Origin of the sequence: Pantoea graminicola, from assembly GCF_048452665.1 — a bacterium.
In the GTDB taxonomy this organism is placed as follows: domain Bacteria; phylum Pseudomonadota; class Gammaproteobacteria; order Enterobacterales; family Enterobacteriaceae; genus Pantoea.
This window is the reverse complement of the sequence record NZ_JBLWSJ010000004.1, coordinates 226,661-242,081: the sequence shown is the minus strand read 5'-3', so window position 1 is coordinate 242,081 and position 15,421 is coordinate 226,661. Positions and strand designations below refer to the sequence as shown.

11 protein-coding genes are annotated in these 15,421 nt (G+C 59.6%); 5 read left to right on the top strand and 6 right to left on the bottom strand.

The genetic code is table 11. From position 1 onward, the window contains the following. Nucleotides 1–6: 6 nt before the first annotated feature. Complete coding sequence (locus ACNY69_RS11790; RefSeq protein ID WP_111141818.1) at nt 7–1,317, bottom strand: MFS transporter; 1,311 nt, start codon at nt 1,315–1,317, stop codon at nt 7–9. Nucleotides 1,318–1,541: 224 nt separating this feature from the next. Here ACNY69_RS11790 and ACNY69_RS11785 point away from each other — a divergent pair, with 224 nt between their 5' ends. Further along, nucleotides 1,542–2,606, top strand: coding sequence for a LacI family DNA-binding transcriptional regulator (locus ACNY69_RS11785; protein ID WP_111141816.1), 1,065 nt, complete (start codon nt 1,542–1,544; stop codon nt 2,604–2,606). Here ACNY69_RS11785 and ACNY69_RS11780 read toward each other — a convergent pair. Both ACNY69_RS11780 and ACNY69_RS11775 read right to left on the bottom strand, forming a co-directional pair. Next, entirely contained in the window at nt 2,603–5,452 is a 2,850-nt protein-coding gene (locus tag ACNY69_RS11780; protein ID WP_111141814.1) for a bifunctional diguanylate cyclase/phosphodiesterase, read from the bottom strand. The genes ACNY69_RS11785 and ACNY69_RS11780 overlap by 4 nt on opposite strands. A 269-nt stretch (nt 5,453–5,721) precedes the next feature. Beyond that, nucleotides 5,722–6,333 (bottom strand): cupin domain-containing protein, encoded by a 612-nt coding sequence (locus ACNY69_RS11775; protein WP_111141812.1) that lies wholly within the window; start codon nt 6,331–6,333, stop codon nt 5,722–5,724. 331 nt (nt 6,334–6,664) lie between these two features. Between ACNY69_RS11775 and ACNY69_RS11770 the strand changes: the two genes are divergently transcribed. Then, entirely contained in the window at nt 6,665–7,147 is a 483-nt protein-coding gene (locus ACNY69_RS11770; protein WP_111141810.1) for a YlaC family protein, read from the top strand. Here ACNY69_RS11770 and ACNY69_RS11765 read toward each other — a convergent pair. The 3 genes from ACNY69_RS11765 to ACNY69_RS11755 all read right to left on the bottom strand — a co-directional run bounded on the left by ACNY69_RS11765 (nt 7,144) and on the right by ACNY69_RS11755 (nt 13,047). Further along, nucleotides 7,144–8,547 (bottom strand): aminotransferase-like domain-containing protein, encoded by a 1,404-nt coding sequence (locus ACNY69_RS11765; RefSeq protein ID WP_418798448.1) that lies wholly within the window; start codon nt 8,545–8,547, stop codon nt 7,144–7,146. The genes ACNY69_RS11770 and ACNY69_RS11765 overlap by 4 nt on opposite strands. Nucleotides 8,548–8,662: 115 nt before the next feature. Next, nucleotides 8,663–10,807 carry a putative bifunctional diguanylate cyclase/phosphodiesterase gene (locus ACNY69_RS11760; protein WP_111141806.1) on the bottom strand — a complete coding sequence of 715 codons (2,145 nt, stop codon included), beginning with the start codon at nt 10,805–10,807 and terminating at the stop codon, nt 8,663–8,665. Nucleotides 10,808–10,962: 155 nt separating this feature from the next. After that, the gene (locus tag ACNY69_RS11755; RefSeq protein ID WP_418798446.1) at nt 10,963–13,047 is read right to left on the bottom strand and encodes a putative bifunctional diguanylate cyclase/phosphodiesterase; all 2,085 of its coding nucleotides are present in this window, start codon (nt 13,045–13,047) and stop codon (nt 10,963–10,965) included. 544 nt (nt 13,048–13,591) lie between these two features. Between ACNY69_RS11755 and ACNY69_RS11750 the strand changes: the two genes are divergently transcribed. The 3 genes from ACNY69_RS11750 to ACNY69_RS11740 are packed head-to-tail and all read left to right on the top strand — an operon-like array spanning nt 13,592 to nt 15,421. After that, on the top strand, nt 13,592–14,161 hold the full coding sequence (locus ACNY69_RS11750; RefSeq protein ID WP_111139871.1) for a spore coat protein U domain-containing protein: 570 nt from the start codon (nt 13,592–13,594) through the stop codon (nt 14,159–14,161). Between the two features lie 22 nt (nt 14,162–14,183). Then, a complete protein-coding gene (locus ACNY69_RS11745) occupies nt 14,184–14,699 on the top strand; it encodes a Csu type fimbrial protein (protein ID WP_418798444.1) in 516 nt (171 codons plus the stop codon). Between the two features lie 23 nt (nt 14,700–14,722). Then, complete coding sequence (locus ACNY69_RS11740; protein WP_418798441.1) at nt 14,723–15,421, top strand: fimbrial biogenesis chaperone; 699 nt, start codon at nt 14,723–14,725, stop codon at nt 15,419–15,421.

Below are 15,421 nucleotides of genomic sequence, written 5' to 3'. Positions count from 1 at the left end.
GTATCCTTACAGGTTAGCAGGGCGCTGGCGGCGTTCGGCGATCAGCATCACCAGGAAAACAGCACCAATCAGGTCAAAGAAGCCCATCGCCACAAACAGGGGATTGAAGCCGATGGTATCGGCGGTTACACCGATAATCAGCGAGAAGATAAAGCTGGCGATCCAGGCGCAGGAGCCGCGCATCCCGTTGACCGTGGCCATCTGGCGGCGATCAAACCGTTCCACCACCAGCGCACTCAACATGCAGGAGATCACCTGATGTCCGAAGCCCCCCACGGAGATCAGGGCGATCGCCAGCCAGGGATCTTTCACCAGGGTCATCAGCGCCAGCGAGACCATCAGCAGCGCGCCGGTCACGGAGCTGGCGACAATCGAATTGACGCGGGTCATGCCGAAGCAGCGCACATAGAGTCGGGTCAGATAGCCGCTGGCCACGCTGCCGAGATCGGCGGCCAGAAACGGCAGCCAGGCGAACATCACGATCTGTTTGAGATCCATGCCGCGCTCATTGGCAAGATAGAGCGGCACCCAGAAGCTCAGCACTGCCCAGGCCGGTTCGGCCAGAAAGGCCGGGATCGCGATGCCGTAGAATTTTTTCTCTTTGCCGATCACTTTCAGCGCGGTGAAGAACGGCAGCTTTTCGCCGACGGCCTCATTGTCCTGATTAATAAAATCGCGCTCTTCCGCAGAAAGACGGGGATGATTTTGAGGCGAGTGATAGCCCCACCACCAGAGTCCGACCCACAGCAGCCCCAGCCCGCCAGTCAGCAGGAAGGCGCCCTGCCAGCCAAAGGTAACGTGCGCGACATAGATGATCGGTGGTGCCAGCATCGCCCCAATCGAAAAGCCAACCCCCGCCCAGCCCGCAGCGACCGGCCGCTCCTTTTTGGGGAACCAGTCACCGATGGCTTTGGCGTTAGCCGGGGTCGCCGCCGCTTCCGATGCGCCCATCACAAAGCGCAGCAGGGCCAGATGCAGCCAGCTTCCTGCGCCCGCATGCAGCAGACAGGTCACCGACCAGACCAGCGCGCAGATCAGAAAGCCCATTTTCAGGCCGATCACGTCGATCAGCCAGCCGCACAGCGGCTGAAACAGGGTGTAGGCCAGCTGGAACGCGGCCACCACCCAGGAGTACTGCTCGGTGGTCATGTTGAGGCTGGTTTTCAGCTCCGGTGCCAGAATACCGAGCGAGTTGCGGGTGATGTAGTTGACGGTTACCCCCAGCAGAAACATCCCCAGCATCCACCAGCGTAAATTTTTAATCACGCGCACCGTGCGCGAAGCACTAATGGGTTTGGTTGTCGATTCGAGGCTCATCGTGCCACTCCTTATTACCATTGATTACGCACACCGCCTGCTGGCGTACCGCGTGTCCTTTTTTTCGAACTTAAAAAAGTGCGAAACGCGGGTACAGCCTCTTTTTTGCAACTCTTTTCATGGCAGGCTTAACAGGGGCGAAAAATGGCCTCCAGACTCTTATCTGAAGCGATTTAGCAGGCTATGAAAAATTTTTCATTGGCAGATTTGAAGGCGATCACAGAATGAAACAAAGGCTGAAAGTCAGTGAAATTGCGGCCCTGAGCGGCGTCTCCATCAGTACGGTGTCGCGGGTGCTGGCGGGTAAAGCCAATACCCGGCCCGCGACCCGCGATAAAGTGCTGGCCGTGGCGCAGCAGCAGGGCGTGCTGAATAATCTGCACAGCGGTCGCCTGCTGCTGAATGATCTGATGGTCTTCGCTCCGCCTCGCGCCTTTGACGTGCGCAGCGACATCTTCTATTACAAGGTGATTCAGGGGATCAGCCAGGCGGTGGAGCCGCATGAGGTACGGCTGCGCTTCTGCCCGCTGGATGAGCTGGAAAGTGATGCCGCGCGGTTTATCGATAAAATGCAGCAGACCGAAGCGGCCGTGCTGATTGGCATTGATGATGAGCATATTCATCAGCTGGCGGCAGAGATGAATAAACCCTGTGTGCTGATCAACGCCCGCGATCGCCGTATGCGCCTGCCTTCGGTTTCCCCCCATCACCAGTTGATTGGCGAGTTTTCAGCGCGCTACCTGTTTGAGCAGGGGCACCGGCAGATCCTGTCGCTGCACTGTCTGCGCCGCTACACCATGGAGCAGCGATTGCAGGGGGTCCGTGACGCCTGGCACGCGATGAATCTGCGCTTTGACAGCCGCCAGCATCTGCTGACTCTGAACGGCTTCAGCAGCCATGAGGCGGCGGAACGCCTCGGTGACTATCTGCGCCACTGCCCGGACACGCTGCGCCCCACTGCGATCCTCGCCAGCGGGGATTACATTGCCGCCGGGGCGGTCAGTGCGCTGCAACAGGCCGGACTGCGGGTGCCGCAGGATATTTCGGTGATGAGTATGGATGGCTTTAACCTGGCGACCATCCACGATATTCCGCTGACCTCGGTGCAGGTTCCACGGGATGAGCTGGGAGCCGCCGCCGTAAAGCTGCTGCAGGAGATGCGCCTGAATCCCGCTACCCCCACGGGCAGCCTGCTGCTGAATGGCAGGCTGGTGGTACGTGATTCGGTGCGCCGCATTCGGGATAATCTCAGCCATGCGCCGGTTCAGCAGCATGGCCTCTACGATTAATCCAGCGTTTTAAGCCGCAGTTCCGACGGCTGAGGGCGGCCAAACAGGAAGCCCTGAAACAGGGTGCATCCTTCGTCGCGCAGCCGCGCGAACTGCTCATCGCTCTCCACCCCTTCGGCGGTGATCTGGATATCCAGACTGCGGCTCATGCCGGTGATGGCCCGGATAATCGCCAGCGCCTCGCGGCTGTCGCCCATATCGTTAATGAATGACTTGTCGATTTTGATCTTGTCGAACGGAAAGGATCGCAGGTAGCTCAGCGACGAATAGCCGGTGCCGAAGTCATCCAGCGCAATCTGCACGCCCAGCGCCTTGAGATTCTGCAGGGTGCGGATATTGCCCAGCGAATCATCCAGCAGCACCGATTCGGTGATCTCCACTTCCAGCCGCGCCGGGTCCAGCCCTGACTCCCTCAGGGCACCTTCCACCACCGGCACCAGCGAGCTGTTTTTAAACTGCAGCGGAGAAAGGTTGACCGAAACCGACTGCTCCCCTTCCCAGCTCGCTGCTTCGCGGCAGGCTTCATACAGCGCGAACGCGCCCAGCATATGAATCAGGCCGGTCTCTTCGGCAATGGGGATAAAGTCGTTGGGCATGATCAGGCCACGGATCGGATGGTGCCAGCGCATCAGCGCCTCGTAGCCAATAATGGTGTGATGATCGCCGTTGGTGATCGGCTGATAGTAGAGCCGCAGGTGCCCGCCGCTGATGGCATCACGCAGATCGTTCTCAATCAGCCGCCGGCTGCGCGCCTGATCATCCATCTCCAGCGTAAAGTGCTCGTAGCGGTTGCGGCCGTTGCGTTTGGCTTCATACAGCGCCATGTCTGCACAGCGCAGCAGCTGCTCGGGCGTATTGGTGATGGTGGTGCTGAGCGCAATCCCCACACTCAGCCCGACCGACAGATTATGACCTTCGATGTTGACCGGCGGACGAATCGCCTCAATCAGGCGCCTCGCCACAATGCTCGCCTCATCACTGCTGGCGATCGACGGCAGCACAATGGCGAACTCATCGCCGCCGATGCGCGCCAGCGTATCCTGGTCACGCAGCGCGCTGCGCAGCCGCTTTGCCACGCTGCGCAGCAGCTCATCGCCGATCTGGTGACCCAGCGCGTCGTTCACATTTTTAAAGTGGTCGAGGTCAAGGCAGAGCGCGGCACTCTGCTGCTTTGTCTGACCGGCGATGCGCAGGGCTTCGCTCAGCCGCTGACGAAACAGGATGCGGTTCGGCAGGCTGGTCAGATTGTCGTGATGCGCCATATGGTGAATACGGGCATCGGCGGCGCGCTGGTCGGTGACATCCTCCACCAGCAGCATCAGATAGTTGCGCCGCGCATCCTGCCCGGTAATCGCTTTCGCACGGGAGTGCAGGATCCGTTCGCCGCTGGCAGTCATCAGCAGCTGCTCACGCTCATGAACGCCCTCACTGCGCAGCGCAACATCGGCCAGATTGTTGAAGTAGTCGCTGAGTTCAGGCGACATACATTCATGCGGGCGCTTATTGACGATCAGCGTTTTCGACAGGCCGAACAGCTGCTGCGTGCGGTCATTGACCAGCAGGATCTCGCGCGTGATCGCATCCTCAACGATCACGCAGGAGGGGATGTTGGCGATGATGTTATCCAGAAAGCGGGAGAGCGCGGTTTTCTGAGCACTCTGCGCTTCCGCCAGATCGCGGGCGCGCAGGATCTGCTGCTCCTGTTCACGGCGTTCCGTGCGGTCGCGGGTGATCTTGGCAAAACCGACCAGTTTACCCTCATCGTCATGGATGGCATCGATCACCACATGCGCCCAGAAGGCGCTGCCATCTTTGCGGTAACGCCAGCCCTCATCTTCAAAGCGGCCGGTCTTCAGCGCAATGCCGAGGTTCGCTTCCGGTGTCCTGTTGAGCCGCTCCTGCGCACTGTAAAACAGCGAAAAGTGTTGCCCCACCACCTCGTCTGCCCGGTAGCCTTTGGCCCGCTGCGCACCGGCGTTCCAGTTCACCACGACCCCGTCGATATCCAGCATATAGATGGCATAGTCGGTAACGCCCTCCACCAGCAGACGGAAACGCTGCTCCTGCTGCTGCTGCTCTCTGCGGATGCGCTGCTGCTCCGTGCAGTCGCGGGTGATTTTGGCATAGCCCAGCAGTTTGCCCTGATCGTCGCGGATCGCATCGATCACCACATGCGCCCAGAAGGCGCTGCCATCTTTGCGATAGCGCCAGCCTTCATCTTCAAAACGGCCGGTGCGGAACGCGGTCTGCAGGTTCTGATCGGGAATATGATTCAGGCGATCCTGGGCGCTGTAGAATCGGGAAAAGTGCTGACCGACGATCTCTTCCGCCACATAGCCTTTGGCACGCTGCGCGCCGGCATTCCAGTTCACTACGTTGCCGTCATGATCGAGCATATAGATGGCGTAATCGGTGACGCCCTCGACCAGCAGACGGAAGCGCATCTCCTGCTCACGCTCTTTTCGCTGCTGCTCCTGCTGCCGGGTACAGTCCCGGCAGACCAGCGAAAATCCCAGCAGATGAGCCGCCTCGTCGCGGATCGGATAGATCATCACCTCGGCCCAGAAGGTGCTGCCATCTTTACGGCAGCGCCAGCCTGCGCTTTCAGCACGTCCGGTGCTGACGGCCCTCTCAAGATCCCGCTGCGGATAACCGCGACGACGATCCTCTTCGCTGTAGAACAGGGCGACGGACTGTCCGATGATTTCGTCAGGCTGGTAACCCAGAACCTGTTGACCGCCGTCGTTCCAGCTGGCGACCGTTCCGTCCGGTTTAAGCATGGTGATCGTGTAGTCGATCACGCTGTGTACCAGCATGCGATACATGACATCTGAGTGATTATCCATTGTTATTTGCCTGCTACTCGGAAGCCGGATGTGGGCCTGAAATTCTGTTAATACGCTGGCCGGGACTAAAACGGAAAAGGCCGGCAAAGACAAGCGTATTAAGAAAAATAGTGAGTCTTAACAGGAGGGTTATCGGCAGCGGTGAGCAAATGTTCAATGGTGCCGCAGCGGAAATGGGTGCAGATAGTGCATCGTGACAGCAGGCTCCGGCAGCCAGAAAAAAGCGCGGGACGGCTCGCGCGCTTTTATTTGCCAGGGCTGACAGGCGTCTAAAAGTCGGTCTGTTGCTGCAAATGCATTGCCGCAATGGGCTGCCAGATCTCCGTTAACGCGCCCTCTTTACCGGTAAAGGGATCCTGCGTGGGCAGAGGCACGTTTTTTACCTGCTCCTGCGATCGCTGCAGCATCGCAGGCTCATCGCGTAACGTCTCGGGTGACATGCCACGGGGATAGGCGCCCACCACCATAAAGTCGTCGCTGGCGCTGACCTGCCGGTGGCCGACACCCGCCGGGATCAGTACCGCATCTCCGGCGCGCAATGTGACCATCCGGCCGGAATCGCCGCCGAACAGCACTTCCGCCCAGCCTTCCGCGACGCCCAGCAGTTCGTGGGTGTTGGGATGGTAGTGGGTGTAAGGGTAGATCGGGTAGCGCCAGGCTGGCGGCCAGCCGTTCTCTTCAAAGGTTTTCTCAAACCAGAGCGCAATCTCTTCATCTTCCGGCACCACGCGCGGCCAGATGATCAGCGGCAACGGATTGTTGGGCACGCCACCCGAGGGGCTGGCAAGCATCAGGTGCTGCGGATTGTCAGAGGCCCCGGCCGAGAAGGTGCCTGCGGCAAAAGACATCATTAATAACAGACTGGAGGATGGGGCTCGCATACAGGTTCTCCGGCTTTTTTCTAAGTGTGGCAAACCCCGGCCACAATGCAATGTGCGCCAGCCAGCAGAATTGTGATAATTAACTGATATTGCTGACTAAAGCCAAATGTGTCGCGATCTGTAGGGCCAGACTGTGCCGGGATGACGGCGGAGAGCGGTTCTTGCTGCGCTAAAGTGTTGCAAATTGTCAGCCCGCCGCAGAACCCGTTTCGGGCCGCGCACGTTCCGGCAGCCGGTTGCTTAACTGTTATATATAAAATGCGCAGATCTGTTTCTGATGTGCTTGACTGTTATCTGTTGTAATAGCTAACAGATGACAGTGAGGTAACTAATGGACGCTATTAAACAAATCCTGATCGACGAGATCGCCACGCTTAACCGTGAAGAACGTCGCGACAACCTGCCGCGCTTCAGCCTTTCGTTTCTGAAAAACCATCCAGGTCTCTGGGCCGTGATGTACCTCTGCTACGGCCTCTGCGTGGCGCTGATTTTCACCACCGAGATGCTGGGCTGGCCTGCCTTCTGGTTTGCTACCGTGTTTGTGCTGGTGATGAGCCTGCTGATGCTGCTTGATATCAACCCGAAGTATCGCTTTGAAGATATCGATGCGCTCGACCTGCGTGTCTGTTACAACGGCGAATGGTATTACGTTCAGCCGGTGCGTGAGCAGGCCATCTCACGCATCCTTTCCCTGCCCGATACGCCGGAGCGGGTGAAGAGCGGCATCCAGCGTCTGCTGACGCAAAAAGGGGAAGTGGATTTCTACGATGTCTACTACCTGACCTGGGGCCACCAGCAGGCGGCGAACGTTTAATCCGCCAGCCCTTCCGCCATCAACTGCCCCAGCGTTTCGATTGCCGCCTCGGCCCGACTATCCCACGGCCAGGCGGTGTTCAGCCTGAAGCAGTGACGGAACTGCTCGCCTGCCGAAAATAGCTGTCCCGGTGCAATACTGATCCCCAGCGCCAGCGCCTGCTGATAGAGCCGGGTGGTATCAATACGTTCAGGCAGGGTCACCCAGAGAAAGTACCCCCCGCGGGCTTCACTGACCGTCGCCTGCAGCGGCAGCACCTTCAGCAACGCCTGACGCACCATCTGCTGTCGCTTCACCAGAATCTGCCGCAGCCGTTTCAGGTGGGTGTCGTAACGCCGCGTGGCGAGAAAATCGGCCAGCGCCAGCTGCATCGGCGCGCTGGTTGAGAGCGTACTCATCAGCTGCAGGCGCTGGATCCGCTGCGCATGCTGGCCTGCGGCGACCCAGCCGACGCGGAATCCCGCCACCAGCGATTTCGAGAACGACCCGCAGTGCAGCACGTTTCCCTGACGATCCCAGGCTTTGGCTGGCAGCGGCGGCACATCTCCGGCCCAGAGTTCGGCATACACATCGTCTTCGATCATCGGCACCTGATACCGCGCCAGCAGCGCCACCAGCTGCTGCTTACGCTCCGGGGTCAGGGTGACGCTGAGCGGGTTCTGCAGCGTGGTCATCAGCCAGCAGGCTTTTACCGGCCAGCGCTGCAGGGCCTCCTCCAGCTGCACCAGATCGATGCCCTCTCTGGCGTCCACCGGGATCGCCAGCGCCTTGAGCCTGAGCCGCTCGATCGCCTGCAGCGCTCCATAAAAGCCCGGCTGTTCAATCACCACATAGTCGCCCGGCTCCGTCAGGGATTGCAGGCTGAGGTTCAGCGCCTCCAGCGCCCCGCTGGTGATCACAATCTCATCCGGCGACAGAGTGATGCCCTGCCGCGCATAACGCTGTGCCAGCAGCTGCCGCAGCGTGGCGTTGCCGGGTGGCAGGTTGTGCAGCGCATCGGTGGGGGTCAGATGGTGTGAGACGTTCGCCAGCGAGCGCATCAGCTGGCGCTGCGGAAAGAGCGCGGGATCGGGAAAGGCGGAGCCAAATGGGACGATGGCGGGATCGCGCGTCGCCTGAAGCACATCGAACACGAAGCCGTTGATATCGACCTGTTCGCTGATCGCCACGCTCAGCGGCGCGGGGGCCAGGGCACGCGGCGCCACGTAATAGCCCGACTGGGGACGCGAGACGATCCAGCCCTGACTCTCCAGCAACTCATAGGCATGAAGCACCGTCATCAGGCTGACGCCCTGCTGCGCCACCTGCTGACGCAGCGACGGCAAACGGGTGCCCGGCAGCCAGATACCGGCCTCTATCTGTTGCTGAATCTCATCCATCAATCGCTGGTATTTCGCCACGGGTGACCTCTCCTTGTTTAACCGCGAGACTTTACCACGCACAGCGATCAATGACAGGCGCTACGCGTCGCTTATCGGCCGGATAGAGAAGCTTCTCTGCCCGGCCAGCGGCGCGTCAGAGGGAGGCGACCTGCGGCATCAGCGGCTCGTCGGCGTCTGCAGAGTGGCTTACGCTGGCGACCGCCTCTTCAATCTCTTCCGCCACAAAGTTCGCCATTTCCGGCACCCGCTCAGGCGGAACCGGCCTGCCCAGCAGATAGCCCTGCAACATATTGCAGCCCAGGCGGGTCAGGAAAGCCTGCTGTTCGGCGGTTTCTACCCCCTCGGCCACCACCTTCAGTTGCAGCGACTGCGCCAGGGCCACAATCGCCGAGACGATAGTGGCATCCTCTTTCTGATGCTGCAGTTCGCTGACAAACGCCCGGTCGATCTTGAGTTCACTGGCCGGCAGTCGCTTCAGATAGAGCAGGCTGGAGTAGCCGGTGCCAAAGTCATCGATCGAGGCTTTGACACCCAGCCGGGTCAGCTCGGTGAGGATGCGCACGCTCGCATCCGGATCGCGCATCGCGGTGGTTTCGGTCACCTCCAGCGTCAGTTGCTCAGCCGGGATCTGATGCTTTTGCAGCGCCTCTGTCACGATTTCAACCAGATTCGCCTGTTCAAACTGTAACGGCGACAGGTTTACCGCGATCGACCAGTCCGGATGGCCCTGCAGATGCCACTGACGCAGCTGCCGGCACGCTTCGTGGATCACCCAGTTACCGATGCTGACAATCATGCCGGTCTTTTCCGCCATCGGCAGGAATTTATCGGGCGACAGCAGGCCGTGATGCGGATGCTGCCAGCGCAGCAGCGCCTCAAAACCGAGGATCGGGCCACGCGGGGCGCAATATTTAGGCTGATAGAAGAGCCGCAGCTCCTGATTGTCCAGCGCCTGCCAGAGATCGTTGTTGAGCTGAAGCTGGCTCTGCGCCTGGATGTTCATGGAGGGCTGGAAGAAGGTGTAGCCGTTGCGGCCGTTGTTTTTGGTGTGATACATCGCCGCATCGGCGTTAAACATCAGCTCACGCTCATCCACTCCATCGCCGGGGTAGACCGCGATGCCGATACTCAGCGACACCACCAGCTCGTAGCGGGAGATATCGAACGGGCAGTCCACCGCTTTTACCAGCTTGTCGGCGATGGTCGCCGCATCGTTGGGATCCTCGATTTCTGCCAGCAGCACAAACTCATCGCCGCCCAGCCGCGCCAGCGTGTAGTAGCCGGTCATCTGCTGACTCATCCGCTCGGTTACGCCTACCAGCAGGCTGTCGCCAACATGGTGGCCGAAGGCATCGTTCACCGCCTTGAAGCCGTCGAGATCCATAAACATCAGCGCAAACTGCGTCTGTTCGCGATTCGCTTTGTTGATCGCCTGCTCCAGCCGATCTTCCAGCAGAATGCGGTTTGGCAGCCGCGTGAGGTTATCGTGCAGCGCCAGTTGCGCCAGCTCGCGGTTGGCCTCCGCCAGCGAACTGGCGAGAAGCGAGGTGCGCGCCTGGAGCCGCGCATCCAGCATCGACACCAGCAGCGTGATGCCCAGGATGGAGAGCGTGACCACCGTGACCAGAATCGCCAGCCAGTCACTGTTGACCCCCTGTCCGACGGAATGACTGTGAGCGGGAAACTCTGCCGCCACCATGCCCGTGTAGTGCATCCCCGCAATCGCGCATCCCATCACGATCGAGGCGCCGATGCGCAGCATGGTGATCCGGCCGGTTCTCCCTTCACGCAGGTTAAACGCCAGCCACAGCGCCGCGCCGGAAGCGGCCAGCGCGATCACCACCGACAGCGCCACCCAGCCCCATTTCCAGACGATGCCAGGAGAGAACATCAGGGCCGCCATGCCGGTGTAGTGCATCGCCACCACGCCGCTGCCGAGGATGAGAGCTCCCCCCGCCAGCCGTCGCAGAGGCAGTTCGCCATGGCAGACCAGCCACAGCGCAAAGATAGAGGCACACACGGCGATAGCGGCCGATAACGCCGTGAGTGCGGCGTCGTAGCTCATGACCATATCCATGTTCATCGACAGCATGCCGATAAAGTGCATCGCCCAGATGCCAATGCCCATGGAAAAACCGCCGCCAAACAGCCAGACCAGGGCCACTTTGCCGGTCGAATGCACCACCCGGCCGGCCATATCTAAGGCGGTAAACGAGGCCAGCATCGCGACAAGAATCGAGACGATGACGATAAAAGAGTCGTATGAGGTTGCTAACATTGTGCATTCCCGGGTAAAGCCGCGTCTGGCGTTGAACAGAGGTTTTTGTGACTGTTTTCGTTATTATCGGCGCGGCGTGACGGCTGATGAGCCGTTAACGCCGCAGGTTTCCACTCATTGTAAGTGCCGAAACCTATCGTTATCGTCCATTATCGTCAGCCTGACGCCGACGCCATCGGGGGTTGCCGGGCCATGAGGCCAAACACTTCCACCCGGTCTGCTGGCGTCGGCTTGCCCAGCAGATAGCCCTGCAGCGCATCAAAGCCCAGGCTGGTAAGCAGATGCTGCTGCTCTTCCGTCTCGACACCTTCCGCCACCATCCGCAGGTTGAGACTCTGCGCCAGCGTCAGCATGGCGCTGACCACCGTCGCATCTTCACTGCCGGGCCGCAGGCAGTTAATAAAGCTGCGATCGATCTTAAGTTCGCTGGCATCCAGATCTTTCAGATGCAGCAGATTGGCATAGCCGATGCCGAAATTGTCGATCGCGATGCTGACGCCCGCCTGCTGCAGTTCGCGGATACGCTGCTGGCTGAACGCGGGATCGCGCATCGCGATCGCTTCGGTGACCTCCAGCATCAGCGCGCAGCCCGGTAACTGATAACGGGTCAGCGTCTGGGTCAGGATAAACAGCAGATCGCGCTGATGGAACTGCAGCGCGGAGAGGTTGACCGAGACAGTCCATTCACTGTGGCCCTGGTTGTGCCAGATGCTGAGCTGACGACAGGCTTCCTCGATCACCCAGTTGCCGAGCGCCACAATCTGCCCGGTTTTTTCGGCACGCGGCAGAAACATCTCAGGCGTCAGCAGGCCGCGCTGCGGATGCTGCCAGCGCAGCAGGGCCTCAAATCCCATCAGGCGTGTGCCGCCGGAACGAAATTTCGGCTGATAGAACAGGCGCATCTGCTGGCGATCCAGCGCCTCCCAGAGGTCGTTGGTCAGCTCCAGCTGATGCTGCGTTGCGGCGCTCATAGCCAGCTCAAACAGGCACCAGCCGTTGCGCCCGCTGTGTTTAGTGTGGTACATCGCCGCGTCGGCGTTAAACATCAGCTCCTGACGATTGCGGCCGTGCAGGGGAAAGATCGCAATGCCCGCGCTGAGCGAAACGTGCAGGACATAGCGGTCAAATTCAAACGGCGCGCCGATCACGTTTACCAGTCTTTGCGCCAGCTGGCAGGCCACGCTGATATCGCATCCCTTAACCATCAGCACAAATTCATCACCGCCCAGACGCGCCAGCAGCATCGTCTCGCTGAGCTGGCTGCGCAGCCGTTCCGCAACCGCCATCAGCAGCCGATCGCCGACGTGATGACCCCAGGTGTCATTCACGGCCTTGAAGCCGTCAAGATCCATATAGATCACGGCAATGCGATGCCCGTTAAGCATCGCTTTTTTGATCGCCTGATCGAGCTGCTGCTCCAGCATGACCCGATTGGGCAGCGCGGTCAGGTTGTCATGCAGCGCCAGCTGCCGCAGCTCCTTGTTCGCCTGCCTGAGTCGCGTCGCCAGCCGGGCGGCGCGCATCTGCGCATCCAGCATCGAGCAGAGCAGCGTGATCCCCAGAATCGAGAGCGTAATCAGCGTCACCCACACCGCCAGCCCCGGATTACTGAGACCGTGCGCCTGCATCGTACTGTCGTCACTGAATGTCGCCGCCGCCATGCCCACATAGTGCATACCGGCAATCGCGATCCCCATCACCAGCGAGGCCAGCCCCCGCATCAGCAGCAGATGGTGATCGCCCTTGCGCAGATGAAACGCCAGCCAGAGCGCCACGCCGGAGGCGACAAATGCAATCAGCACCGAAAGCGCCACCAGCAGCCCATTCCATTCGGGTCGCGGTTCAACCAGCAGCGCACACATGCCGAGATAGTGCATCACCACTACCCCGGAGCCCAGGATCAGGCTGCCGCGCAGCAGTCGCTGTCGGGTAAGATGCAGCCCACCCACCGTCTGACCAAAGGCCAGCATCGACGTCAGGATCGCCACCAGCAGCGAGAAGATCGTCAGCCGGATGTCGTAGCGCATCGTCATAGGCATCATCATCGCCAGCATACCGATAAAATGCATCGCCCAGACGCCGATGCCCATAGTGGTTCCGCCCACCAGCAGCCAGAACCGGGCGCGCCAGCCACGGGAAACCGCTACGCGTCCGGCGGTATCCAGCGCAGTAAAAGAGGCAATAAAGGCCACGAGCAGCGAAACGCAGATCAGAACGCTATCCCAGGTGACAGGCAACATAGATAACTCCTCACCACCCGTGGAAAAACGGGTGCTGTGTACAGTCTTTAAAAGTCATTAAAAAAGCACCCAACGGGTGAAAGCAGATAAATGCCGGTATTTTTGGTTCTTAAGTTCCGGCCAAACGTGCCCGCAGACGCAGGCTTTCTCTATGCTGCATCTTATTACCCGCCAGCGGTGCCAGCCGGTAAAACGTTATTTTGTCTGATTGGTACAGGAACATATCACCGAAGCAGAAAGCGTGCCAGCGGCCAAAAATAGCGGGCAATTTCGTTTTGCCGTCTCGCTTTACGCCTTGCTGTTACTGGGTTATCGGCCAGGACGCGCATTAGATTAGGGAAAAATAAAAGCCCGTGCTTCGCGGAACGCTTTAACTGATCTATAGTAAGTAAAACTGATATAAATCATCACTCTTAAGCCTAAGATTTTTCTTATGACTGCGGCGCCGACCGCTCTGCTGTTTTTATTTCCTTTTTTTGGGTTGAATTATTAATTAACACCGGGTGAAAAAGCACTGACTCTCGATAATCCGTAAGGAAATATTATGAAACTCAAGCTTTTTCTTATTGCCGCTGCAGGGTTTACTGTCGCCCTTCCCGCATTAACCCAGGCGGCGACGACCTCGGGAACGATCAACGCCACCCTGACACTGACCACCGGGTGCCTGGTCAATGGCCAGTCCGCTACAGCCGGTGTTAACTTCGGTACCCTGAACTTCGGCAGCAGCGCAGCCACCTTTGATACCCTGAATGCCACCCTTGTCGGCGCGGCGGGTAACGGTATTTTTGTGCGCTGCACTACCGGTCAGGACTACAACGTAGTGGTGACCAGCAGCAATGCGGCACCCGCCACGATTTACGGTACTGCCTCTGCCTCCCCCCGCTATCTGCTGCTGGGATCGAACAATGCGCAGGGCATCGCCTATACCCTCTACAGTGACGCCTCTTTTACGACCGCAATCGCGAACAATACGCCGATCGCGGCCAGCGGCACCTCCGATCCGACGCTGGGCACCAACTACGCCATCTACGGCCGGGTGGTGGGCGGTGGTTTTAATCCGCTGATCCCTGCCGGTACTTACACCGATACGATCAACGTCGCCGTGAACTATTAACTGCTGCTGCAGGACAGAAAAGGTGGTTCTCTGGCGAGCCTGCCTGACGATCGCGTGTGGCCTGACGCTGCTGACAGGCAGCCTCCGCGCCTGGGGTCTGCCGACCAGCACCTTCCAGGTCACCGCGTCGATTGTGGCAGGCTGCGTGATCTCCGGCACCAACACCGGCGTTTTCGGTGCGCTTGATTTCGGTTCGCAATCTGGCGTGTCAGCCAATACCGTCAACGCCAGCTTTGTGCAGAGCACCTCCATTAACCTGGCCTGTACGCCGGGCACCACGCTGAACTTGAGCATCAATCAGGGCAGTAATTTCACCACCACCCGCAACCTGAAGCTGCCCGGTTTCAGCAGTACCGTTCCCTATACGCTCTTTAGTGACGCCAGCCGCACCTCGGTGATCCCGGTTAATCAGTCGGTGCCACTGAGCTACAGCAATGCCAGCAACATTACGCTGCCGATCTACGGCCAGCTGAAACTTCCCGGCACTGCACGCGCGGGCGTCTATACCGACACGCTGACCGTCACCCTGAGCTGGTGAGGCAATAAAATAAGGATATGCACATGAAGCCACTGCGCGCCCTGCTGTTACTGCTGAGTTCCGGCCTGCTCTCACCGGCCTTTGCCGCTAACTCGGTGATGATCTGGCCCATCGACCCCGCCATCAATCCCGAGGAGAAAGCCAGCGAACTCTGGCTGGAGAATCGCGGAAACAGCACCACCATGATGCAGGTCCGGATCTTCAGCTGGCAGCAGATTAATGGCCAGGAGCAGTATCAGACCCAGCAGGAGGTGGTCGCCAGTCCACCGATGGTGCGGATGGAGCCGGGTCAGAAACAGCTGGTGAGGCTGATCAAACAGACCGCGCCTGCGGCCGGTAAAGAGCGGGCCTATCGGGTGGTACTGGATGAGATCCCGACGCCGCGCAATCCCGGTGAAAACCAGGCCGGGCTGACTTTCCAGATGCGCTACTCGGTGCCGCTGTTTGTGTATGGTCAGGGCGTCACCGCCGACAGCGTGCGCCCGGCGCTGCGCTGGCAGCAGGTCAGCGAGGGCGGCAGGCGCTGGCTTCAGCTGACGAACAGCGGCAACGGCCATGCCCGGCTGAGCAATGTGACGATTGGCGGTCGCCGACTGGGAGAAGGCCTCTATGGTTACGTGCTGGCGGAGAGCAATCACCGCTGGCCCCTCAGCTCACCGGTCAGTGGTGAACTCAGCGCAGAAGTGAATAAAAAGCAGTGGCGTAGCGCGGCTCAGAAGTAA